The 22,050-nt window shown below is 71.9% G+C and carries 21 protein-coding genes; 14 read left to right on the top strand and 7 right to left on the bottom strand.

Features of this window, described 5'->3' with window-relative positions:
• Positions 1–19 precede the first annotated feature (19 nt).
• Entirely contained in the window at positions 20–820 is an 801-nt protein-coding gene (locus QA802_RS14765) for an IclR family transcriptional regulator (protein WP_334522222.1), read from the bottom strand.
• A 104-nt stretch (positions 821–924) separates the two neighbouring features.
• Here QA802_RS14765 and QA802_RS14760 point away from each other — a divergent pair, with 104 nt between their 5' ends.
• The 11 genes from QA802_RS14760 (at position 925) to QA802_RS14710 (ending at position 12,992) form a co-directional block, all read left to right on the top strand.
• Positions 925–1,872: a 5-dehydro-4-deoxyglucarate dehydratase gene (locus tag QA802_RS14760; protein WP_334534642.1), complete on the top strand. Its 948-nt coding sequence runs from the start codon at positions 925–927 to the stop codon at positions 1,870–1,872.
• Positions 1,869–3,158 carry a glucarate dehydratase family protein gene (locus QA802_RS14755; RefSeq protein WP_334522219.1) on the top strand — a complete coding sequence of 430 codons (1,290 nt, stop codon included), beginning with the start codon at positions 1,869–1,871 and terminating at the stop codon, positions 3,156–3,158. Before QA802_RS14760 ends, QA802_RS14755 begins: the two co-directional genes overlap by 4 nt.
• A gap of 395 nt (positions 3,159–3,553) precedes the next feature.
• Positions 3,554–4,627, top strand: coding sequence for a carbohydrate kinase family protein (locus tag QA802_RS14750; protein ID WP_334534640.1), 1,074 nt, complete (start codon positions 3,554–3,556; stop codon positions 4,625–4,627).
• A 143-nt stretch (positions 4,628–4,770) separates the two neighbouring features.
• Positions 4,771–6,909 carry a PhoH family protein gene (locus tag QA802_RS14745; protein WP_334522216.1) on the top strand — a complete coding sequence of 713 codons (2,139 nt, stop codon included), beginning with the start codon at positions 4,771–4,773 and terminating at the stop codon, positions 6,907–6,909.
• Between the two features lie 12 nt (positions 6,910–6,921).
• Positions 6,922–7,419, top strand: a complete 498-nt coding sequence (ybeY, locus tag QA802_RS14740; RefSeq protein WP_057574725.1) for an rRNA maturation RNase YbeY — start codon at positions 6,922–6,924, stop codon at positions 7,417–7,419.
• Positions 7,416–8,729 (top strand): hemolysin family protein, encoded by a 1,314-nt coding sequence (locus QA802_RS14735; RefSeq protein ID WP_319168468.1) that lies wholly within the window; start codon positions 7,416–7,418, stop codon positions 8,727–8,729. The genes ybeY and QA802_RS14735 overlap by 4 nt, the downstream gene beginning before the upstream one ends.
• Positions 8,726–9,085 (top strand): MmcQ/YjbR family DNA-binding protein, encoded by a 360-nt coding sequence (locus QA802_RS14730; RefSeq protein WP_334522213.1) that lies wholly within the window; start codon positions 8,726–8,728, stop codon positions 9,083–9,085. The genes QA802_RS14735 and QA802_RS14730 overlap by 4 nt, the downstream gene beginning before the upstream one ends.
• Before the next feature lie 100 nt (positions 9,086–9,185).
• Complete coding sequence (locus QA802_RS14725) at positions 9,186–9,539, top strand: cytidine deaminase-like protein (RefSeq protein ID WP_334522210.1); 354 nt, start codon at positions 9,186–9,188, stop codon at positions 9,537–9,539.
• Between the two features lie 339 nt (positions 9,540–9,878).
• Entirely contained in the window at positions 9,879–10,355 is a 477-nt protein-coding gene (locus tag QA802_RS14720) for a hypothetical protein (RefSeq protein WP_334522207.1), read from the top strand.
• Positions 10,356–10,527: 172 nt separating this feature from the next.
• Complete coding sequence (locus tag QA802_RS14715; protein WP_334522204.1) at positions 10,528–11,853, top strand: beta-xylosidase; 1,326 nt, start codon at positions 10,528–10,530, stop codon at positions 11,851–11,853.
• 101 nt (positions 11,854–11,954) lie between these two features.
• Positions 11,955–12,992 carry a WxL protein peptidoglycan domain-containing protein gene (locus QA802_RS14710; RefSeq protein ID WP_334522201.1) on the top strand — a complete coding sequence of 346 codons (1,038 nt, stop codon included), beginning with the start codon at positions 11,955–11,957 and terminating at the stop codon, positions 12,990–12,992.
• Here the strand turns inward: QA802_RS14710 and QA802_RS14705 are convergent.
• Positions 12,989–13,327 carry a P-II family nitrogen regulator gene (locus tag QA802_RS14705; RefSeq protein WP_057574732.1) on the bottom strand — a complete coding sequence of 113 codons (339 nt, stop codon included), beginning with the start codon at positions 13,325–13,327 and terminating at the stop codon, positions 12,989–12,991. The genes QA802_RS14710 and QA802_RS14705 overlap by 4 nt on opposite strands.
• Before the next feature lie 187 nt (positions 13,328–13,514).
• Between QA802_RS14705 and QA802_RS14700 the strand changes: the two genes are divergently transcribed.
• Positions 13,515–14,756, top strand: coding sequence for an RNA-guided endonuclease InsQ/TnpB family protein (locus QA802_RS14700; protein ID WP_334522198.1), 1,242 nt, complete (start codon positions 13,515–13,517; stop codon positions 14,754–14,756).
• Here the strand turns inward: QA802_RS14700 and QA802_RS14695 are convergent.
• The gene (locus tag QA802_RS14695; RefSeq protein WP_334522195.1) at positions 14,740–16,050 is read right to left on the bottom strand and encodes an ammonium transporter; all 1,311 of its coding nucleotides are present in this window, start codon (positions 16,048–16,050) and stop codon (positions 14,740–14,742) included. The genes QA802_RS14700 and QA802_RS14695 overlap by 17 nt on opposite strands.
• Positions 16,051–16,223: 173 nt before the next feature.
• On the opposite strand from QA802_RS14695, the gene era reads away from it, so the two are divergent.
• Positions 16,224–17,177, top strand: a complete 954-nt coding sequence (era, locus tag QA802_RS14690) for a GTPase Era (protein ID WP_334522192.1) — start codon at positions 16,224–16,226, stop codon at positions 17,175–17,177.
• Here era and QA802_RS14685 read toward each other — a convergent pair.
• Positions 17,174–18,040: a helix-turn-helix transcriptional regulator gene (locus QA802_RS14685; RefSeq protein ID WP_334522189.1), complete on the bottom strand. Its 867-nt coding sequence runs from the start codon at positions 18,038–18,040 to the stop codon at positions 17,174–17,176. The genes era and QA802_RS14685 overlap by 4 nt on opposite strands.
• 156 nt (positions 18,041–18,196) lie before the next feature.
• On the opposite strand from QA802_RS14685, the gene QA802_RS14680 reads away from it, so the two are divergent.
• On the top strand, positions 18,197–19,054 hold the full coding sequence (locus QA802_RS14680; protein ID WP_334522187.1) for an NAD-dependent epimerase/dehydratase family protein: 858 nt from the start codon (positions 18,197–18,199) through the stop codon (positions 19,052–19,054).
• A 24-nt stretch (positions 19,055–19,078) separates the two neighbouring features.
• Here the strand turns inward: QA802_RS14680 and QA802_RS14675 are convergent, their stop codons facing one another.
• The 3 genes from QA802_RS14675 to QA802_RS14665 all read right to left on the bottom strand — a co-directional run bounded on the left by QA802_RS14675 (position 19,079) and on the right by QA802_RS14665 (position 22,036).
• Complete coding sequence (locus tag QA802_RS14675; protein ID WP_334522185.1) at positions 19,079–20,347, bottom strand: MFS transporter; 1,269 nt, start codon at positions 20,345–20,347, stop codon at positions 19,079–19,081.
• On the bottom strand, positions 20,344–21,666 hold the full coding sequence (locus tag QA802_RS14670) for a GH1 family beta-glucosidase (RefSeq protein ID WP_334522182.1): 1,323 nt from the start codon (positions 21,664–21,666) through the stop codon (positions 20,344–20,346). The genes QA802_RS14675 and QA802_RS14670 overlap by 4 nt, the downstream gene beginning before the upstream one ends.
• Positions 21,667–21,769: 103 nt before the next feature.
• Positions 21,770–22,036: a protealysin inhibitor emfourin gene (locus QA802_RS14665; protein WP_334522179.1), complete on the bottom strand. Its 267-nt coding sequence runs from the start codon at positions 22,034–22,036 to the stop codon at positions 21,770–21,772.
• Positions 22,037–22,050 lie beyond the last annotated feature (14 nt).

Raw genomic sequence — 22,050 nt, 5'->3', positions numbered from 1 at the left:
GAGGGCGTTTCTGAGCACGCTAACGCCAGTCGCCCGCGCCCGCGGAGCCCGGCGCGGTCGCCTCGATCTTGGCCCTGATCTCCCGCATCACCGTCACGATCCGCTCCTCGTGCTCCGGCGTCAGCCGGGCCACCGGTACCGAGCAGCTGATCGCGTCCTGCGCGGGAGTGTCGTAGCGCAGGGCGAAGCCGAAGCCGACGATGCCGAGGACGCCCTCCTCACGGTCCACGGAGTGACCGCGCTCCCGTGTCTTCGCGAGATCCGCCAGCAGGGCGCGCCTGCTGGTGTGGGAGTGCGGGGTCAGCGCCTCGTAGGGACCGTCGGGCAGCTCCTCGTCCGGCCGCTGGGCCAGCAGTGCCTTGCCGAGCGCGCCGACGTGCGCCGGGAGCCGTCTGCCGACCCGGCTGATCGTGCGCAGGTATTCGTGCGACTCGCGCGTCGCCAGATACGCGACCCCCCGGCCGTCCAGCCGCCCCAGGTGGATCGTCTCGCCCAGCGCCTCGGACGCCTCGTCGAGGTAGGGGCGCACCAGCCGCACCCGCGGGTCGGAGTCGAGATAGCTCGTGCCCGTCAGCAGGGCGTGGATGCCGATGCCGTAGAGAGACCCGGTGACGTCGGTGCGCACCCAGCCGCGACTGATCAGGGTCTGCAGCAGCGCGTACATCGAGCTGCGCGGCACGCCCAGCTCGTCCGCGAGCTCCTGCAGCCGCGCGGGCCGGTCGCCGCGCGCCGCGAGCAGCTCCAGCAGCTCGACCGTGCGCGCCGCGGACTTCACCTCCCGCACGCCCCCCGTCTCCGCTGTCTCCCCTGTCTCCGGCATGAGCCGATCGTAAGGGCGGGCACGGCTCCATTGACGAGCGGCGTTCGTGTATCTAACCTCCATCTGCATACATGGATGACGTCTACATAGGGAGATGGCGGGACATGGTGACGGTGAGCCCCGACCAGGACACGGTCCGACGCCTGCGGAACGGCATGGCGCAGGGGGTGCTGTCGTTCCCGCTCACGAGCTTCCACGACGACGGCTCCCTCGACCCCGACGGCTTCCGCGCGCACGTCGCCGCTCAGCTCGCCACCGCCCCCGGCGCCCTCTTCCCGGCCTGCGGCACCGGCGAGTTCTTCTCCCTCGACGAGGACGAGTACCGGCAGGTGGTGACGATCGCCGTCGAGGAGGCGGCCGGCCGGGCGCCCGTCGTCGCCGGCATCGGCTACGGCTGGGCCCAGGCCGTCCGATTCGCGCGCATCGCCGAGGAAGCCGGCGCCGACGCCCTCCTCGTCCTCCCGCACTACCTCGTCGCCGCCCCGCAGGACGGCCTCGTCGCGCAGCTGGAGCAGATCGCCGCCCGCACCCGGCTGCCCCTCATCGCCTACCAGCGCGGCCAGGTCGCGTTCACGGTCGCCTCCCTCAGACGCGTCGCCGCCCTCCCGACCGTCGTCGGCCTCAAGGACGGCCACAGCGACCTCGACCGCCTCCAGCGGCTCACCCTCGCCGCCCCCGACGACTTCCTCTTCTTCAACGGCGCGGCCACCGCCGAGATCCAGGCCCGCGCCTACGCCGCCGTCGGCGTCCCCGCCTACTCCTCCGCCGTCCACGCCTTCGCCCCGGAGATCGCGAACGCCTTCTTCGCCGCCGTACGCGACCGGGACGACAAGGCGGCGGACCGGCTGCTGCGCGACTTCTACGTCCCGCTCGTCGAACTCCGCGACCGGGTGCCCGGATACGCCGTGTCGCTGGTGAAGGCCGCCGCCCGGCTGCGCGGCCGGCCCGTCGGCCCGGTCCGCGCCCCGCTCACCGACCCCTCACCCGCCCACCTCGACGAGCTCCGGACCCTCCTGACCGCCGGCCTCGCCCTCGTAGGAGCCACACTGTGAACCTCACGATCACCGACGTCCGCCTCACCCCGATCCTGGTCGCCGACCCGCCCCTGCTCAACACCCAGGGCGTGCACCAGCCGTACACCCCCCGGCTGATCGTCGAGGTCGTCACCGCCGACGGGACCACCGGCGTCGGCGAGACGTACGGCGACACCAAGTACCTGGAACTGGCCCGCCCGTACGCCGCGAAACTGATCGGTCGTCAGGCCCTGGACCTGAACGGCCTGTTCACGCTCGCCGACGAGGTGGACGTCGACGGCTCCCGGACCTCCGGGCAGGTCGACGTCGGCGGGCTCCGCGGCGTCCAGACCGCCGACAAACTGCGCCTGTCCGTCGTCTCCGCCTTCGAGGTCGCCTGCCTCGACGCCCTCGGCAAGGCGCTCGGCCTCCCCGTGCACGCGCTGCTCGGCGGCAAGGTGCGCGACGCGGTCGAGTACAGCGCCTACCTCTTCTACAAGTGGGCCGACCACCCCGACGGCGTGCCCGCGGAGAAGGACGACTGGGGCGCCGCCGTCGACCCGGCCGGGATCGTCGAACAGGCCCGCCGTTTCACCGCGCGCCACGGCTTCACCTCCTTCAAGCTCAAGGGCGGCGTCTTCCCGCCGAACGAGGAGATCGCCGCCGTACGCGCCCTCGCCGAGGCGTTCCCCGGGCGCCCCCTGCGCCTCGACCCCAACGGCGCCTGGTCCGTCGAGACCTCGCTGAAGGTGGCCGGGGAGATCGGCGGACTCCTCGAATACCTCGAGGACCCCGCGCTCGGCACCCCGGCGATGGCCGAGGTCGCCGCGCGGACCGACGTGCCGCTCGCCACCAACATGTGCGTGACGACGTTCGCCGAGATCAAGGAGGCCTTCGGCCGCGACGCCGTCCAGGTCGTCCTGTCCGACCACCACTACTGGGGCGGACTGCGCAACACCCGGCAACTCGCCGCGATCTGCCGGACGTTCGGCGTCGGCGTCTCCATGCACTCCAACACCCACCTGGGCATCTCGCTGGCCGCCATGACCCACGTGGCGTCCACCGTCCCCGACCTCCACCACGCCTGCGACTCCCACTATCCCTGGCAGTCGGAGGACGTCCTCACCGAACGGCTGACCTTCGACGACGGCAAGGTCGCGGTCTCCGACGCGCCCGGCCTCGGCGTCGCACTCGACCACGACCGGCTCGCCTTCCTCCACCGGCGCTGGCTCGACGACGACGGCGCCCTGCGCGACCGCGACGACGCGGCGGCGATGCGCGTGGCCGACCCGGACTGGGTGACGCCGGCGATGCCGCGCTGGTGACCGGCGCCCCCGCGCGGGACACGCGGCGCGTCGCGCGACCGGCCACCCCTCCGGGCGACCCCACGACACGCCGGAGCGGCAGGCCGAGGGCGTCGCGTACCGGCGGGTAGGCCGTGCCGCCCCGGGCGTGACGGACCCCGCGGTGTCCGCACCGTGGTGCACACTGGCCAGATCGGCACCACGTCAGGGAGCGCACCGTGACCGCGTCCAACGCGTCCACCGGAGAGGGACGCCACCGCCACACCGACCCGAAGAGTCATACCGGCCACACCGGCCCGAACGGCGACACCGACCACGCCGGCCAGGACCGCCACGCCGGTCATGCCGGCCACACAGGCCACACCGGCCAGAACGGCCACCCGGGTCAGGGGCGGCGGGCCGCCCGGGTCGACCCGCTGGGGGAGCGGCGCACCGCCGACGATCCGCCGTGGGACGTCTACCTCACCGGGACCGTCTTCCTCGACATCATCTTCACCGGGCTCGACTCCGCCCCGGTCCGCGGCACCGAGTCCTGGGCGCGCGGGATGGGCTCGAGCCCCGGCGGCGTCGCCAACATGGCCACCGCGCTCGCCCGCCTCGGCCTGCGCACCTCCCTCGCTGCGGCCTTCGGCGACGACCACTACGGCGAGTACTGCTGGGACGCCCTGGAACAGGGCGAGGGCATCGACCTGACCCCCTCCCGCTCGGTCCCCGGCTGGCACTCCCCGGTCACCGTCTCCATGGCCTACGAGGGCGAACGCACCATGGTCTCGCACGGGCACGAGCCGCCGCCCGAGGAGCCGGCGCCCGAGTGCCCGCCGCACGCCCGCGCCGCCGTCGCCTCCCTCACCCCCGGCATCCGCGCCCCCTGGATCGCCCAGGCCGCCCGCCGCGGCGCCCGCGTCTTCGCCGACGTCGGATGGGACGACACCGGCGCCTGGGACCTGGCCGGCCTCGCCGACCTGGAGCACTGCGAGGCGTTCCTGCCCAACGCGCAGGAGGCCATGCGCTACACCCGCGCCGACTGCCCCCGCGCCGCCGCGCACGCCCTCACCGAACACGTCCCGCTCGCGGTCGTCACCCTCGGCGCGGAGGGCGCGTACGCGGTGGACCGTGCGACGGGCGAGAGCGCCGAGGTGCCCGCCATCGCCGTCGAGGCCCTCGACCCCACCGGCGCCGGGGACGTCTTCGTGGCCGGCTTCGTCACCGGCACCCTGGCCGGGTGGCCGCTGGCCGACCGGCTGGCCTTCGCCGGCCTCACGGCGGCCCTGTCCGTGCAGGAGTTCGGCGGCTCGCTCTCCGCCCCCGGCTGGTCCGAGATCGCGGCCTGGTGGCGCAGGGTCCAGTCGGTCGACGGCCAGGACCCCGAGGCGCTGCACCGGTACGCGTTCCTGGACGGTCTGCTGCCGGCGCTGCTCCCGGCGGCGGAGGCCGCCCCGTGGCCGCTGCGCAGGGCGGTGCCGACGATCGGTTTCGGCCGTTCGGCCTGACCGCCGGCCGTTCGGCACGACCACCGGCACATGACAAAAGCGCTGGGGCGTTGTCAGCCCCCTGGCGTACCCTTGAACCGCCAGGCCGCCCTTGTGGCAGGCGAGACGTATCCGGGAGGACGTAGAGGCCTTCGGGCCGGCCTATGACTCACACACCGACAGCTCACACGCCCGCGCAGGGCAAGGCGAGAGCACAGTTCACCGTTCCCGCCCAGCACCCCATGGTGACCGTGCTGGGATCCGGAGACTCCCTCCTGCGCGTGATCGAGACGGCTTTCCCGGCGGCCGACATCCACGTCCGGGGCAATGAGATCAGCGCGGTCGGCGACCCTCGGGAAGTCGCCCTTGTCCAGCGCCTGTTCGACGAGATGATGCTGGTGCTCCGCACCGGGCAGCCGATGACGGAGGACGCAGTGGAACGCTCGATCGCCATGCTGCGGGCGAGTGAGAACGGGACGAACGACGGCCAGGAGACCCCGGCCGAGGTTCTGACGCAGAACATCCTGTCCTCGCGCGGCCGCACCATCAGACCCAAGACCCTCAACCAGAAGCGGTACGTCGACGCGATCGACAAGCACACGATCGTCTTCGGCATCGGCCCCGCGGGCACCGGCAAGACCTACCTGGCCATGGCCAAGGCGGTCCAGGCCCTGCAGTCGAAGCAGGTCAACCGCATCATCCTGACCCGCCCCGCGGTCGAGGCCGGCGAACGCCTCGGCTTCCTCCCGGGCACCCTCTACGAGAAGATCGACCCCTACCTGCGCCCGCTCTACGACGCGCTGCACGACATGCTGGACCCGGACTCGATCCCGAAGCTGATGGCCTCGGGCACGATCGAGGTGGCCCCGCTGGCATACATGCGGGGCCGCAGTCAACCTGTGTTCACGAACGTGCTGACGCCAGACGGCTGGCGCCCTATGGGCGACCTTGAGGTCGGTGACTTGGTCATCGGCTCGAATGGTGAGCCGACGCCGGTCCTTGGTGTCTACCCGCAGGGGGAGCGGGACATCTACCGCGTTACGGCCCAGGACGGTTCCTGGACTCTGTGCTGCGGTGAGCATCTGTGGACAGTCAGGACACGCGCCGATGTGCGCCGCAACAAGCCTTGGCGGGTCCTGGAGACCCAGGAGATGATCGGCAACCTGCGTGCGGCGCACGCGCGCCGGTACGAGCTGCCGACGCTCACGGCACCGGTGTGCTTCCCCGAGCGTGAGGTCCCGATGGACCCTTACGCGCTGGGGCTGCTGCTGGGTGACGGGTGCCTCACCGGCTCCATGACGCCGTCCTTCGCCACGGAAGATCCGGAGCTGGCCGAGGCGCTGGAAGGCGCGCTTCCCGGTGTCGTGGTGCGACACACGAGCGGACCCGACTACGTCCTCAACCGGATCAAGTCTCCGGGTGACGTGGTCACGTTGGAGAATCCCGTCACACGGGCTCTGCGCCAGATGGACCTGCTGCGCACCCGTTCGCACACCAAGTTCGTCCCTGACGACTACCTGTACAACTCGGCCGACGTCCGACTGGCCGTCCTGCAGGGCCTGCTCGACTCCGACGGCGGTCCCGTCACGCAGAAGGACCGCACCTGCCGCATTCAGTACACGACGACATCGATCCTGCTCCGCGACGACGTGATCGCGCTCGTGCAGTCGCTGGGCGGAGTCGCGTACACCCGCCGCAGGCCGGCGGAGGGCCGCGAACCGGGCTTTGCGGGCGGGCGGGAAGTCGTGCATCGCCGTGACGCCCACGTCGTCGACATCCGCCTCCCTGAAGGCATCGAGCCCTTCCGCCTCGCTCGCAAGCGCGACAAGTACATCGCGTCTGGAGGCGGCGGACGCCCGATGCGGTTCATCGACTCGATCGAGCCGGCCGGTCGGGAGGAGACCGTTTGCATCCAGGTGGCCGCCGAGGACTCCCTCTACGTCACCACGGACTATCTGCTGACGCACAACACGCTCAACGACGCCTTCATCATCCTGGACGAGGCGCAGAACACGAGCCCCGAGCAGATGAAGATGTTCCTGACCCGGCTCGGGTTCGACTCGAAGATCGTGATCACGGGTGACGTGACGCAGGTCGACCTGCCGAACGGCACCAAGTCGGGCCTGCGGCAGGTCCAGGAGATCCTCGAGGGCGTCGACGACGTGCACTTCTCCCGCCTGTCGTCCCAGGACGTCGTCCGGCACAAGCTGGTCGGCCGTATCGTCGACGCGTACGAGAAGTACGACAGCCACAACGGTACGGAGAACGGCACCCACCAGGGCGGCCGTAACAAGCGGAAGTAGACGAGCAGCGCCATGTCGATCGACGTCAACAACGAGTCCGGAACCGAGGTCGACGAGCAGGCGGTCCTCGACATCGCCCGCTACGCGCTCGCGCGGATGCGCATCCACCCGCTCTCCGAACTCTCGGTGATCGTCGTGGACGCCGACGCCATGGAGCAGCTGCACATCCAGTGGATGGACCTGCCGGGGCCGACCGACGTCATGTCCTTCCCGATGGACGAGCTGAGGCCGCCGTCGAAGGACGACGACGAGCCCCCGCAGGGCCTCCTCGGTGACATCGTGCTGTGTCCCGAGGTCGCCGAGCGGCAGGGCAAGGAAGCGCCCACGGAGCACTCCATGGACGAGGAGCTGCAACTGCTCACGGTCCACGGGGTGCTGCACCTGCTGGGTTACGACCACGAGGAGCCGGACGAGAAGGCCGAGATGTTCGGCCTTCAGGCGGCCATCGTGGACGGCTGGCGGGCCGAGAAGGGCCTGACCGGTCCGTCGCCGGCGCCGACCGTCTCATGAGCCCCACCCTCATCGCCGGCGCGATCGCCCTGGTCGTCGTAGCGTGGCTCGCAGCCTGCGCGGAGGCGGGCCTCGCGCGCGTGTCCAGCTTCCGCGCCGAGGAGGCCGTACGGTCCGGGCGGCGCGGCAGCGCCAAGCTCGCGCAGATCGCCGCCGACCCCACCCGCTATCTCAACGTGGCGCTGCTGGTCCGGGTGGCGTGCGAGATGGCGGCCGCCGCGCTGGTCACCTACGAGTGCCTGCAGGAGATCGACGGCACGGCCCCGGCGCTGTTCGCCGCGATCGGCGTGATGGTGCTGGTGTCGTACGTGGCGGTCGGCGTCTCGCCGCGCACCATCGGCCGTCAGCACCCGCTGAACACGGCGACGGCGGCCGCGTACGTGCTGCTGCCGCTGGCCAGGATCATGGGCCCGATCCCGTCGCTGCTGATCCTCATCGGCAACGCGCTCACCCCCGGCAAGGGTTTCCGCCGGGGTCCGTTCGCCTCCGAGGCGGAGCTGCGGGCGCTGGTCGACCTCGCGGAGAAGGAGTCGCTGATCGAGGACGAGGAGCGCCGCATGGTGCACTCGGTCTTCGAACTCGGTGACACCCTGGTGCGCGAGGTCATGGTGCCGCGGACCGACCTCGTCGTCATCGAGCGCTACAAGACCATCCGGCAGGCCCTCACCCTCGCCCTGCGCTCCGGGTTCTCCCGGATACCGGTCACCGGGGAGAGCGAGGACGACATCGTCGGCATCGTGTATCTGAAGGACCTGGTCCGCAAGACGCACATCAGCCGGGACGCCGAGGGCGAGCTGGTGTCGACGGCGATGCGGCCGGCCGTCTTCGTCCCCGACACCAAGAACGCGGGCGACCTGCTGCGGGAGATGCAGCAGGACCGCAACCACGTGGCCGTCGTCATCGACGAGTACGGCGGCACGGCCGGCATCGTGACCATCGAGGACATCCTCGAGGAGATCGTCGGCGAGATCACCGACGAGTACGACCGCGAGCTCCCGCCGGTGGAGGAGCTGGGCGACGACCGTCACCGGGTCACCGCCCGCCTCGACATCACCGACCTGGGCGAGCTGTACGGCCTGGAGGAGTACGACGACGAGGACGTGGAGACCGTCGGCGGCCTGCTGGCGAAGGCCCTCGGCCGGGTGCCCATCGCCGGGGCGTCCTCCGAGGTCGAGCTGCCCGACGGGCGGAAGCTGCGGCTGACGGCCGAGTCCGCGGCCGGTCGCCGGAACAAGATCGTGACGGTGCTGGTGGAGCCGGTGCGGCCGGTGGAGCCCGCCGTGCCGTCGGAGGAGGAAGAGACCGGGTGACCCCCGAGGAGCTGCGCGCCCTCTGCCTGTCGTTCAACGCGGCGCAGGAGGACTTCCCGTTCCGGCCGGAGATCTCGGTCTTCAAGGTGCTGGGCAAGATGTTCGCGCTGAGCTGGACGGCCGACCGGCCGCTGAAGGTCAACCTCAAGTGCGACCCCGAGGACGCGGTGCGGCTGCGCGGCGAGCATCCGGGCCTGATCGCGCCCGGATACCACATGAACAAGCGGCACTGGAACACCGTGACGGTGGACGGTGATCTCTCCGCCGGCCTGGTCCGGGAGCTGGTCGAGGACTCGTACGACCTGGTCGTCGCCGGTCTGCCACGCGCCGAGCGGCTGCGCCTCGACCGCTCCTGAGGCCGTCTCGACCGTTCCTGAGGCCTCCCCGCGGCTGCGTGGTCGCCGTCTCGTCGGGGGCCGCCGCCGTCGGCACGCCGGTTCTTCGTATGCTCGGGGCATGACCGACAGCAGCGCGCTCGACCCCGAGGACCGCAAGATCGTCACCCTGGCCCGTTCCGCGCGGGCCCGCAACGACGTGCCCGAGGGAGCCGCCGTCCGCGACGACACCGGACGCACGTATGTCGCCGGGACGGTGGATCTGCCGTCGCTGCGGCTGAGCGCGCTGCGGACGGCGGTGGCGATGGCCGTGGCGTCCGGCGCGCGGTCGCTGGAGGCGGCGGCGGTGGTGACGTCGGCGGAGGAGGCGGCCGGGGACGACCTCGCCGCCGTGCGCGATCTCGGCGGGCCGGGGACCCCGGTGCTGCTGGCCTCACCGGACGGAACGGTCCGGCTCACCGTCTCCGCCGGCTGAGGCACCCCGGGGGCGGCCCCGTGTCCCGTCCTGAGGACCCTGAGGACCCTGAGGACCTTGAGGACCTTGAGGACCTTGAGGACCCTGATGACCTCCGGTGGCCCACCGTTCCTCCCGACCCACCCGACCCACCCGACCCACCCGTCCCGGCCGGGGCGGCGAAGTCACCGCGCCCAACTCGGCCGGAATTCGGCCTTGCCGTCCCCCGTTCCTCCCGGGTCAATGAGACCGTAAGTTCCGACGGACCGTCAGATTCACCCCCACCGGCACCGGTGTCCGCACCCACCGTTCCGTTCCGGCCGTCCGTCTCCCCACATCCGGGAAGGAGCCGGAAACCCCATGAGAGGCAAGCGAATCGGATCAGGTGCGGCAATGCTGGCCGGGGCCCTCGCGGTCACCGGGCTGGCGTTCGCGCCCTCTGCCGCCGCCGTCACCCCGGCGACGGCCACGTTCACCGCGACCTGCGGTCTCTTCGGCGGCGGGGCGGCCACCCTCACGGCCACCCAGAGCGGTACCTCCGCCACCCTCACCCTCACCTCCAGCGCGATCACCGCGCCGATCCCGATCAGCGCCAACAGCATCAATTCCACGCTCACGATGGCGAATTCGACCGGACCCGCGCGGGTCTTCAGCGGCGCGGTGAACCCCGCCATGGCGACCGGCGCGCCGATCACGGTCGGACCGCTCAACGGGACCGTGGCCTCCGGAGACGGTCTCGACATCAACGGCGGCTCGCTGAAGATGATCATCTTCGGGATCACCGTCACCTGCAAGGCGACCGGGCCGCAGGCGCCGGGTCCGTTCCTCTACGACTGATAGCGGTCGGAAACCGCACGGGCGGGCCGTCAGTTCTTCTGCTGCAGCGGGAAGCTGACGGTCCATCAGTTCATTGGCTCGTTTCCATTGACTTCTCGCGCGATCCGCACCTCAATGCCCCCTGTCGGCGCAGAAGAGCCGCTGCGCCCGCACCCTGGAGGAGGGGGCACCAATGGGTTCGACACCCCGCAGTTCCCGAAGACGGCACTGGGCGTCACTGCTCGGGGCGACCGCGCTCGCGGTCACCGCGGGCGGGGCGCTGGCGTGTCCGGCCGGCGCCGCGACCGACGTCAGCTACCCCACGCACTGCGTCCCGCCGCCCATCGCCGGCATCCCGCCGATCGACGGCACCACCACCGCCCGGATCACGGTGGACGACACCGCGCCCGAGGTCGGCGACACCGTCACCGTGACGTACACGGTGGTCTCGCCCGCCGCGAGCAACCCCACCGACCTGGCCCTGCCGGCCGACATCATGACGCCGACGGGCAGTGTCACCCTCGGCGGCGCGCAGACCGGCAGCATCACCGTGACGGGCCCGAAGAAGAACGACCCGGTGCCCGGCAAGGGCGCCTTCCCGTCGTTCTCCATGACCGGCACCTTCACCGTCACCAGCCCCGGCGCGATCACCCTCTCGCCCGGCGACTACAACATTCACACCAGCTACATCCTCGAGCTGGACACCCCCTGCACGGTGACCGACCCGCCCGCCCCGGTGTCGGAGACGGTCACCGCGGCGGACAACCCGCCGGCCAACACCCGTGCCATCCAGCTGGGTTCGGCCTCCGGAAGCCCGGGGGCGAGCGTCGCGGTCACCGGCAGCGGCTTCACGCCGGGCGCGTCGGTCACCCTGGCCGGCCGGTCCGGATCCGCCCAGACCGCGGACACCGCGACCGTGACCGCGAACGGGCAGGGGAACATCTCCGGCTCTCTCGTCGTCAGCGACCTCACCACGAACGGCGTGGTGGCGTACGAGGGGAGCGCCTGGAGCGCCGACCTCGGCGCCGGACCGGTCGCGTACGTCGTCATCGACGACCAGCCCGTGCCGGACGGCAGCCAGAAGGTGACCACCACGGTCCGCGCAGGCACGCTGTCGATGTCCCAGGCCGGGGACGCCGTCCAGCTGTCCGGGGTCGAGTTCGGCCAGGGCGGCGCCTCGACCGGCGCCCTGCAGACGGTGACCGTCAAGGACTTCCGCGGCGGACCCGCCGGCTGGTCCCTGACCGGCAAGGTCACCGACTTCAGCGGCTCCGGAGCCAAGATCGACGCCGGCAGGCTGAGCTGGACGCCCGCGTGCACCACCAAGGCGGGCAGCCCGAGCACCTGTCAGGCCGGTTCGGCGGGCACCGTCGGCGCATCCGGGGCGACCCTGGCGTCCACGCCCGACGGCACGGCCACCGGCGGCGAGTTCACCGCCAATGCCCAACTGTCCCTCGACGTACCGTCGTTCACGCCTCCGGGCGCCTACGCCGGCGTCCTGACCCTCACGCTCAGCTGATCCCACGCACCATGTCCACCGGTGGCCGGGCGCCCGCCCCACAGGTCCGCACCCGCCCGTCCACCCAGCCGCCGCAGCCCGTACGTGGGGGGTCCGCACCCATGCGCAAGCCGTACGTCCTCCTCCTGCCGTTCCTGCTGGGCCTGCTGTTCGCCGCGCCCTCGCCCGCACGGGCCGCCGACAACGGCAGCTGGTCCGTGTACCCCGTCGCCTCGGCCGTCGCCGCGCGGCCCTATTTCTACGTCTCCGCGGATCCCGGCCAGACGATCGAGGACAAGGTCGTCGTCGCCAACAAGACCGATGCGCCCCTCACCTTCCGGCTGTACGCGGCCGACGCCTACAACACCGCACGCGACGGCGGGTTCGCCGTCAGGTCGCTCGGGGAGCGGATGCGGGGCGTGGGCGCGTGGGCCGAGCTGTCGCGGGACCGGATCACCGTGCCCGGCCGCAAGACCGTCACCGTGCCGTTCACCGTCCGGGTGCCCGAGGGCGCCGAGCCGGGCGACCATCCGGGGGCCGTCGTCGCCCTCGACGAACGCGTCGAGCGGGGCGACGGCTCGGTCGCGCTCGGCGTGCAGCGGGCGGTCGCCGCCCGCGTCTACCTCCAGGTCGGCGGCCCCACCGTGCCCGCGCTCGCCGTCGAGGACGTCCACATCAGCCACCACCAGCCGCTGGTCCCGGGCTTCGGCGACAGCACCGCGACGATCTCCTACACCCTGCACAACACGGGCAACGTGACCCTCGATCCGAAGGTGCGGCTGACGGCGCGGGGCCTGTTCGGCCGCACGCTCCTCGACCGCCGTCTGACGAAGGTCCCCTCCCAGCTGCTGCCCGGCCAGCGCGTCCGCCTCACCGAACGCTGGACCGACGCCCCCCACCTCGACCGGGCGGACGTGAAGCTGACGGCGACGGCCACGAGGACGCAGGAATCGGCGACCGCGTCGTTCGTGGCGGCGCCGTGGCTGGTCCTGGCGGTCGCGGCGGCCGGCATCGCCGCAGGGGTGTGGCTCCTGATCCGACGCCGCCGGCGAAGCCGCCCCGACGGGGTGCGGGGCGCCGGCGTCATACGGCTCCGCCGCGGGGCGCGACAGGCCCCCGCTCACCCGCCGACGAGAATCGGCCAGACCGCCGGAGGCTAGAGCGCGTCCGGACCGCGCTCGCCCGTGCGGACCCGGACGACCGTCTCCACCGGCAGCGCCCACACCTTGCCGTCGCCGATCTTGCCGGTGTGCGCGGCCCGCACGATCGCGTCGATGACGGCCTCGGACTCCGCGTCCTCGACGACGACCTCGATGCGGACCTTGGGCACCAGGTCGACCTGGTACTCGGCGCCCCGGTACACCTCGGTGTGGCCGCGCTGCCGGCCGTAGCCGCTGGCCTCGGTCACGGTCAGCCCGTGCACGCCGAGCTCCTGCAGGGCCGTCTTGACCTCGTCGAGGCGGTAGGGCTTGACGATCGCGGTGATGAGCTTCATCGGGTCTCTCCTTCATGGGTGCCCCTGCCTTCAGGCAGGGGCGGGGGTACCTCCCGCTTGCGGGGGGAAACGAGGCTCCTGCGGAGCATGCCAGTGGACGCCGGTTCGGCGGCAGGGCGGACCGGCGCTTCACCGGTGCCACCGGCCAACAGCCGCTGCTCACAGGGAAGTTGATATCGTGTGAGGCATGGCGCAGCAGGTCAAGCGGGCGTTCACGTACCGCTTCTACCCCACGGACGCGCAGGCAGCCGAGCTGTCGCGCACGTTCGGCTGCGCCCGCCTCGTCTACAACAAGGCGCTGGAGGAGCGGACGCGGGCCTGGTACGGCGAGCAGCGCCGTGTCTCCTACGTGCAGTCCTCCGCCGCGCTCACGCAGTGGAAGAAGACCGAGGAACTGGCGTTCCTGGCCGAGGTGTCCTCCGTTCCGCTCCAGCAGGCGCTGCGCCATCTGCAGACGGCGTTCACCCACTTCTTCGCCAAGCGGGCGAAGTACCCCCGCTTCAAGAGCCGGAAGAAGTCCCGGGCGTCGGCCGAGTACACCCGCAGCGCCTTCACGTGGCGCGAGGGGCGACTGACTCTGGCCAAGATGGCCGAGCCGTTGGACATCCGCTGGTCGCGTCCGCTCCCCGAGGGTGCGGTGCCGACCACGGTGACGGTGTCCCGCGACGCCGCGGGACGCTGGTTCGTCTCGATGCTGTGCGACGACCGCATCGCTGCGGCTGCGGCCACGACGAACGCGGTCGGCGTCGATGCAGGGATCACCTCCCTGGTGACCCTGTCCACCGGGGAGAAGGTGACCAACCCCCGGCACGAGCGCCGCGACCGCGCCCGCCTCGCCAAGGCGCAGCGGGAGCTGTCGCGCAAGGCGAAGGGGTCGGCGAACCGGGAGAAGGCCCGGCGCAGGGTCGCCAAAGTTCACGCGCGGATCGCCGACCGGCGCCGCGACTTCCTGCACAAGCTGTCGACTCGACTCGTCCGCGAGAACCAAACGGTCGTGATCGAGGACCTCACCGTCCGCAACCTGCTCAAGAACGGCAGGCTCGCGCGCGCCGTCTCCGATGCGGCCTGGACGGACCTGCGCTCCATGCTGGAGTACAAGTGCGCCTGGTACGGGCGTGAGCTCGTCGTGGTCGACCGGTGGTTCCCCAGCTCGAAGCTGTGCGGGGCCTGCGGCACGCTCGCGGCGAAGATGGCGTTGAACGTGCGCGAGTGGACGTGCGAGCACTGCGGTGCCGTGCACGACCGCGACGTGAACGCGGCACGCAACATTCTGGCCGCCGGGCTGGCGGCGTCTGCCTGTGGAGACGGTGTAAGACCTCAACGGGAGTCCTCCCGAAGGGGGCGGTCGTCGGTGAAGCAGGAACCCCAGCGGGCGACCGCTGGACTCCCCCGCCTTCAGGCGGGGGAGGAAGTCAAGCGTGTGGCTTGACCTTCTGGGCGGAGGGGACGGAGTGCGCGGAGACCGGGGCGCCGTGGCCCAGGACGCCGTGATCGTATGCCGTCTCGGCGTGCACCGTAAGGTCCAGGCCGGTGTGCTCGTGGTCCTCGTCCGCGCGCAGGCCCATCGTGCGGTCGAGCAGCTTGCCGATGCCGTAGGTCACGGTGAAGGCGTAGGCGGCGACCGCGATCACCGCGACCAGCTGCCTGCCGAGCTGCCCGAACCCGCCGCCGTACAGCAGGCCCTCGGGGCCGCCGGTCATGGTGTCCACGGCGAAGACGCCGATCAGGAGCGTGCCGATGACGCCGCCGACGAGGTGCACGCCCACGACGTCGAGGGAGTCGTCGTAGTTCAGCTTGAACTTCCAGCCCACCGCGTAGGAGCAGACGACGCCGGCGGCGAGGCCCACGGCCAGGGCGCCGAGCAGGGAGACCGAGCCGCAGGACGGCGTGATCGCCACCAGGCCCGCGACCGCGCCGGAGGCCGCGCCCAGGGTCGTCGGGTGGCCGTCGCGCTGCTGCTCGACGAAGAGCCAGCCCAGCAGGCCGGTGCAGCCGGCCGCGAGCGTGTTGAGGAAGGCCGCCGCCGCCAGCCCGTTCGCGCCCAGCGCGGAACCGGCGTTGAAGCCGAACCAGCCGAACCACAGCAGGCCCGCGCCCAGCATCACCATGGGCAGGTTGTGCGGCCGCATCGCGTCCTTCTTGAAGCCCAGCCGCGGGCCCAGGACCAGGCACAACGCAAGACCGGAGGCCCCGGACGTGATCTCGACGGGCAGGCCGCCCGCGAAGTCCAGCGCGCCGAGCCGGTCGAGGATCCAACCGCCCGGGCCCCAGACCCAGTGTGCGACGGGAACGTATACGAGCAGCGCCCAGAGCGGCACGAAGACCAGCCAGGCCGCGAACTTCGCCCGGTCCGCGATGGCGCCGCTGATCAGCGCGGCGGTGATGATCGCGAAGGTGAGCTGGAAGGTGGCGAAGAGGAGGGTCGGGACCGTGCCCTGGACGCTGTCCGGGCCGAGGCCGGCCATCCCGGCGTGCTGGAGCCCGCCGATGAGGCCGCCGCCGGCGTCCTTCCCGAAGGCGAGGGAGTAGCCGGCCGCCAGCCACACCACCGTGACCAGGGCGATCGACACGAAGCTCATCATGAGCATGTTGAGGACGCTCTTCGTGCGGACCATGCCGCCGTAGAAGAGGGCCAGTCCCGGGGTCATCAGCAGGACGAGGGCGGTGGCGGCGAGCAGCCAGGCTGTGTCGCCGGTGTTCACGTGGGCGGCGGCCAGAGTCACGATGTCTCCAACGATGCGGGGGCTCGTCAGAGGGTCACCGCATTGCGTTTCCTCCAGTGCACACGCGTGTTTCCGTGACGTTTCGTTGCATGGAGGTTTCCGGGAGCTCACCGCCCGGGGCCCGGCCGATCGTGTGTACGGCGGTGCTTCGCGGATCAGGGAGAATGGGGGCCATGAGCGTTCGCAACCAGTCATCCGAGCAGTCGGCCGAGTCCGTACACCGTGCCGGCTTCGCCTGCTTCGTGGGCCGACCCAACGCCGGCAAGTCCACCCTCACGAACGCTCTGGTCGGGAAGAAGGTGGCGATCACCTCGAACCGTCCGCAGACCACGCGGCACACCGTGCGGGGCATCGTGCACCGCCCGGAGGCCCAGCTGATCCTGGTGGACACGCCGGGGCTGCACAAGCCGCGCACCCTGCTCGGCGAGCGGCTGAACGACGTCGTGCGCGCCACCTGGGCCGAGGTCGACGTCATCGGCTTCTGCCTGCCGGCCAACGAGAAGCTGGGCCCCGGCGACCGGTTCATCGCCAAGGAGCTCGCCGGCATCAAACGCACCCCGAAGGTCGCGGTCGTCACCAAGACCGACCTGGTGGACTCCAAGGCGCTCGCCGAACAGCTCATCGCTATCGATCAGCTCGGCAAGGAGCTGGGGTTCGAGTGGGCGGAGATCGTGCCGGTCTCGGCGGTGGGCGGCCAGCAGGTCGAGCTGCTGGCCGACCTTCTCGTGCCGATGCTCCCGGAGAGCCCGCCGCTCTACCCCGAGGGCGACCTGACCGACGAGCCCGAGCAGGTGATGGTTGCCGAGCTGATCCGCGAGGCGGCGCTGGAGGGCGTCCGTGACGAGCTGCCGCACTCCATCGCGGTCGTCGTCGAGGAGATGCTGCCCCGTGAGGACCGCCCCGCCGAGAAGCCGCTGCTCGACATCCACGCCAACATCTACATCGAGCGCCCCAGCCAGAAGGGCATCATCATCGGCCCCAAGGGCAAGCGCCTGAAGGACGTCGGCATCAAGTCCCGCAAGCAGATCGAGGCGCTGCTCGGCACGCCCGTCTTCCTGGACCTGCACGTGAAGGTCGCGAAGGACTGGCAGCGGGATCCGAAGCAGCTGCGCAAGCTGGGGTTCTAGAACGTCCGTCGTGTGGGCGGTCCCTGCGGGGACATGTCCTGGAGGCCCACCACGCGCAGCAGTTGGAGCCGCTCCCAGGCCTCCGTGCCCGGACGGGCCGTGTGGATGACCAGGAGCTGGTGGTGCTCGTGGCTGAGCAGGACCTCGCAGTCCAGCTCCAGCAGACCGACCAGCGGGTGCAGGAAGCGTTTCGTCGCCTTGTGGCGCAGGGACACCTCGTGCTCGTCCCACAGACGGGCGAACTCCTCGCTCGACGACCGGAGTTCGGCGACCAGCCCGGCGGGTTCCGGGTCGTCGGGACGGGCGGCGGCCACCGCGCGCAGGTTGGCCACCTGGGCGCGGGCGTGGTCCGGCCGGTCCTCCTCCGGGAACAGGTCGCGGGCCCGCGGATCCAGGAAGTAGAGACGGAGCAGGTTGCGCTCGCGCCGGGGGCGCGACATCACATCGCGGGTCAGGGCCCTGCCCATCGCGTTCTGGGCCAGGACCTCGCCGCAGTCGGTCACCACCTGCGCCGGCGTGTCGTGCAGGCGGTCCAGGATCAGCATCAGGCCGGGCGGGACGTGCGCCGACGCCGTCTCACGGCGCGGGGGCTCCTCGCCGGCCAGGTGGAACAGGTGGTCGCGCTCGTCGCCGGTGAGGCGCAGGGCGCGGGCCAGCGCCGTCAGCATCTGGCGGGACGGACGCGGGCCCCGGCACTGCTCCAGGCGCGTGTAGTAGTCGACCGACATATCCGCCAGCTGCGCCACCTCCTCGCGGCGCAGCCCGGGCGTACGGCGGCGGGCGCCCGGCGCGAGTCCCACGTCCGGTGGACTGAGGCGGGCGCGGCCGCGGCGCAGGAAGTCGGCGAGTTCGGCTCGGTTCACCTCTCCAGGCTGCGGCATCCCGGCCGTCGTATCCAGGGACTGCCGGTCCCCTGATCGACGGGTCTCTCCCGGTCCCTCCCGTGGAGTCCGAGGCTGGAGTCACCGGACCGGTCCGCTACTGGACCGGTCGATCGGCCGGAGTGGGGAGAACAGACCATGTTGACACTGGTGACGGGTACGACGGGACAGGTCGGGCGGCGCTTCGTGCCGAGGCTGCTGGCGCAGACCCGGCCGGGGGAACGGGTACGGGTCCTGGTGCGGGAGGCCGCGCGGGGGGAGCGGTTCGCCGAGCTGGGCGCCGAGGTCGTGGTCGGGGACCTGCGGGACGCGGAGGCGCTCGGCAAGGCGGTGGCCGGGGTGGGCGCGGTCGTGAACGTCGCGGCAGCCTTCCGCGGGGTCCCGGACGAGGAGGCGTGGGCCGTCAACCGGGACGCGGCGGTGGAACTGGGCCGCGCCGCGCTGGCCTCCGGCGTACGGCGCTTCGTGCAGGTCAGTACGGGTCTGGTGTACGGCCTCGGGCGGGGCCGCCCGCTGACCGAGGACGACGAGGTGCGGCCCGGCGGCGGCGCGATGTGGGGCGCCTACCCCGAGGCCAAGGGGGTGGCCGAGCGGGAGCTGTTCGCGCTGGACGGCCTGGACGTGCGCGTCGGCCGCCTCGCCTTCGTCTACGGCGAGGGCGACCCGCACCTCGCGCAGTCGCTGATGTGGGCCGGCGACTGGGCGGCGGCCCAGCGGCTGCACATGGTCCATCACGTGGACGTCGCCCAGGGCCTGCTGCGTCTCCTGCACGCGCCGGGAGCCGCCGGCCGGGCCTACAACATCGCCGACGACGCCCCCGTCACGGCGGTCGAACTGCACCAGCTCAACGGGGTCGACGTGCCCGCCGAGCTCTACGAGCGCACCGACCCCGACCCGTTCTTCCAGCTGACCTCCACCGAACGCATCCGCCGCGAACTCGGCTACCGCCCGCTGTACCCCAGCGTCTACGCGGCCCGGGACGCCGGAGCGCTGTAGCCCCGCCGGAACACGACGGAGCGGTCAGTCCACCCCCCTGATGCGTCGCACCAGCACCGCGCCCGCCAGGCAGATCACGGCGGACGCCACGTACAGCACCCGGTAGCCGCCCAGGTACGTCACGATCGGCGCGGCGAGGGCGGGGGCGGCGACCTGGGGCAGGGCGTTGGCCACGTTGATGACGCCGAGGTCCTTGCCCCGGTCCCCGGCCTTCGGCAGCACGTCCGTCATCAGCGCGAAGTCGACCGAGGTGAACACGCCGAAGCCGACGCCCAGCAGCGCCGCCGCCACGATCGCCCCCGGCCAGGTCTGCCAGGCCGCCAGCATCGCCGTCGCCACCGCCATCAGCACGCCCGACCAGATCACGAACGGCTTGCGCCGGCCGATCCGGTCCGACCAGACGCCGCCGACGACGACCGTGGCGAGCAGCGTCAGCCCGTTCACCGCCGTCAGTATCAGCACGCCGCCCTCGGGGTCGGCGTGGTGCAGGCGGTCGCGCAGGTAGTACAGGAGGTAGAGCAGCACCAGCGCGTTGCTCAGGTTCATCAGGAAGCGGGTCAGCCACGCCCACCCGAGGTCGGGGTAGCGGCGCGGGCTCAGCCAGAAGCCGGCCGCGAAGTCCCGCCAGGACCAGGCCGGCCGGTCCTCCTCCGCGAGCCGCAGATCCTCGTAGCGCAGCACGTACGGCAGCACGCCCAGCGCCGTGAAGACCGCGCACGCCACATATCCCGCTCCGACGCCCCCGGCGGCCGTCGCGAGGCCGGTGCCGCCGACCACGCCGAGGATCTGCGCGACGCCCAGCCAGCCGCCCACCGAGCCCCGCTGGAGCCGGGGAACCCGGTCGGGTACGGCCGCCGTCACCGCGGCGAAGGCCGCGTTCAGCGTCAGCTGCACCAGGCACCAGCCCAGCGCCATCGTCCACACGCCGCCGGCTCCCGCGAGCAGCAACAGCGACAGGGCGCCGCCCGCCGTGCCGGCCACGATCCAGGGGGTGCGGCGGCCCCGGCGGGACGTCGTGCGGTCCGACAGCGCGCCGAAGAGCGGGTTCGCCGCCAGTGAGACGACCGCGCCGACGCCCGTCACCCAGGCCAGCATCGCCTCCTTCGACATGCCGGAGCCGGGCGCGAAGTCCTCGGCCTGGGAGGCCAGCAGGATCTGCAGGGGGCCGTACCAGCCCACCCAGATCGCCCCGTTGGCGAGGGACAGGGCCGACGTCCAGCCGCGGCCCACCCGTTCGACGGGCTCGGCCAGCGCGGCCGCCTTCGCCGTCGCGGCCCTGTCCGCCGTCGTCATCCCTGCGCCCGCAGAACGTCCCGCAGCCAGGCGTAGGAGGCCTTCGGGGTGCGGACCTGCGTCGCGAAGTCGACGTGGACGAGGCCGAAGCGCCGTGCGTAGCCCTCCGCCCACTCGAAGTTGTCCAGCAGCGACCAGACGAAGTAGCCACGCACGTCGACGCCCGCCTCCAGGGCCCGGTGCAGGGCGCGGAGGTGGCCGTCCAGGTAGGCGATCCGGGCCTGGTCGTCGAGGCCTTCGTAGGAGCAGCCGTTCTCGGTGATGACGACCGGCGGGAGGCGGTCGCCGTAGCGGTCCTTGAAGGTCGTCAGAAGCTCGGTCAGGCCCTCGGGGACGACCGGCCAGCCGAAGTCGGTCACCGGGACGCCCTCGATCTCCCGGACGGAGAAGGGGAGTTCGGCCGGCATGGTGATCCCGCCGAACTCGATCTCGGTGCCCTGCGGGGCGCCCACCCGGGTCGGGGCGTAGTAGTTGACGCCGTACCAGTCGAGCGACTCGCCGATGATCTTCAGGTCGGCCGCGACGTCGCCCGGCATCAGCTCGCCGAGGCCCTCCGGGTACGCGCCCAGCAGCAGCGGCTCGGCGAACAGGCGGTTGAGCAGGACGTCGTAGAACGCCGCCGCCTCGAGGTCGGCGGGCTCCTGCGAGGCCGGCCAGGTCGGGCCGTGCGAGTTGGCGACGCCGATGTCCGAGGCGCCGGCCGCGCGCAGCGCCTGGGCGGCGAGGCCGTGGCCGAGCAGCTGGTGGTGGGCGGCGGGCAGCGCGTCGAAGAGGAGCTGCTTGCCGGGGGCGTGGGTGCCGAGCGCGTGGCCCAGCAGGGTGTGCTCGGCGGGCTCGTTGAGGGTGATCCACTTCGTGACGCGGTCCCCGAGCCGGTCCACCACCGCGGACGCGTACTGGGCGAACCGGGAGGCGGTGTCCCGCTCCATCCAGTCCAGGTCCGCCGGCAGGTCCCAGTGGAAGAGGGTGGGGACCGGGCGGACGCCCGCCGCCAGCAGCTCGTCCACGAGACGGTCGTAGAAGTCGAGGCCGCCGGGGGCGTTGACCCGCGGCCAGGAGACGGAGAAGCGGTAGGCGTTGACGCCGAGGCCCGCGAGGAGGGTCACGTCCTCGCCGTGGCGGCGGACGTGGTCGCAGGCCACGGCGGCCGTGGAGCCGTCCTTCACCCGTCCCGGCTCGGCCGTGAAGACGTCCCACACGGACGGTTCGCGCTCGTCCACCGCGCCTTCGATCTGATGTGCGGACGTGGACACGCCCCACAGGAAGTCCGCCGGGAACCGGGGGATGGGATGCGCCGCCGCGCGCTGATCGTTCGCCATGGTCGGGATCATCCTTACCGATGGGTAAGGAAGTCAACGCCCCTACGGGAACTGCCCTTACGGGAACTGCCCCAGCGGGAACTGCCCCAGCGGGAACTGGCGATCAGGCTCCTTCCTTCAGCACTCTCGTGATCAGCTCGCGCTGCTGCGACGTCAGTCGCGGGTCGGCCGCGTGGACGGTCCTGCCGTCCACCGTGATCTCGTAGCGGAAGCCGTCCGGCACGCCCTGCGGGGGCGTGCCCCGGCCGGCGGCGACCGCCTGCTCGGCCAGGGCGTGCCACTCGCCGGCGTCGGGCCGCCCCGCCGTGTCCACCTCGGCCTGCCGCTCGATGCCCGCGAACCCGCCCGTGCGCCTCACCTGAATACGCATGGGTCCCTGTGTAG

The sequence above is a fragment of the Streptomyces sp. B21-105 genome, from assembly GCF_036898465.1.
In the GTDB taxonomy this organism is placed as follows: domain Bacteria; phylum Actinomycetota; class Actinomycetes; order Streptomycetales; family Streptomycetaceae; genus Streptomyces.
The sequence above is the reverse complement of the archived record's forward strand: the minus strand, read 5'-3'. Positions and strand labels throughout refer to the sequence as shown.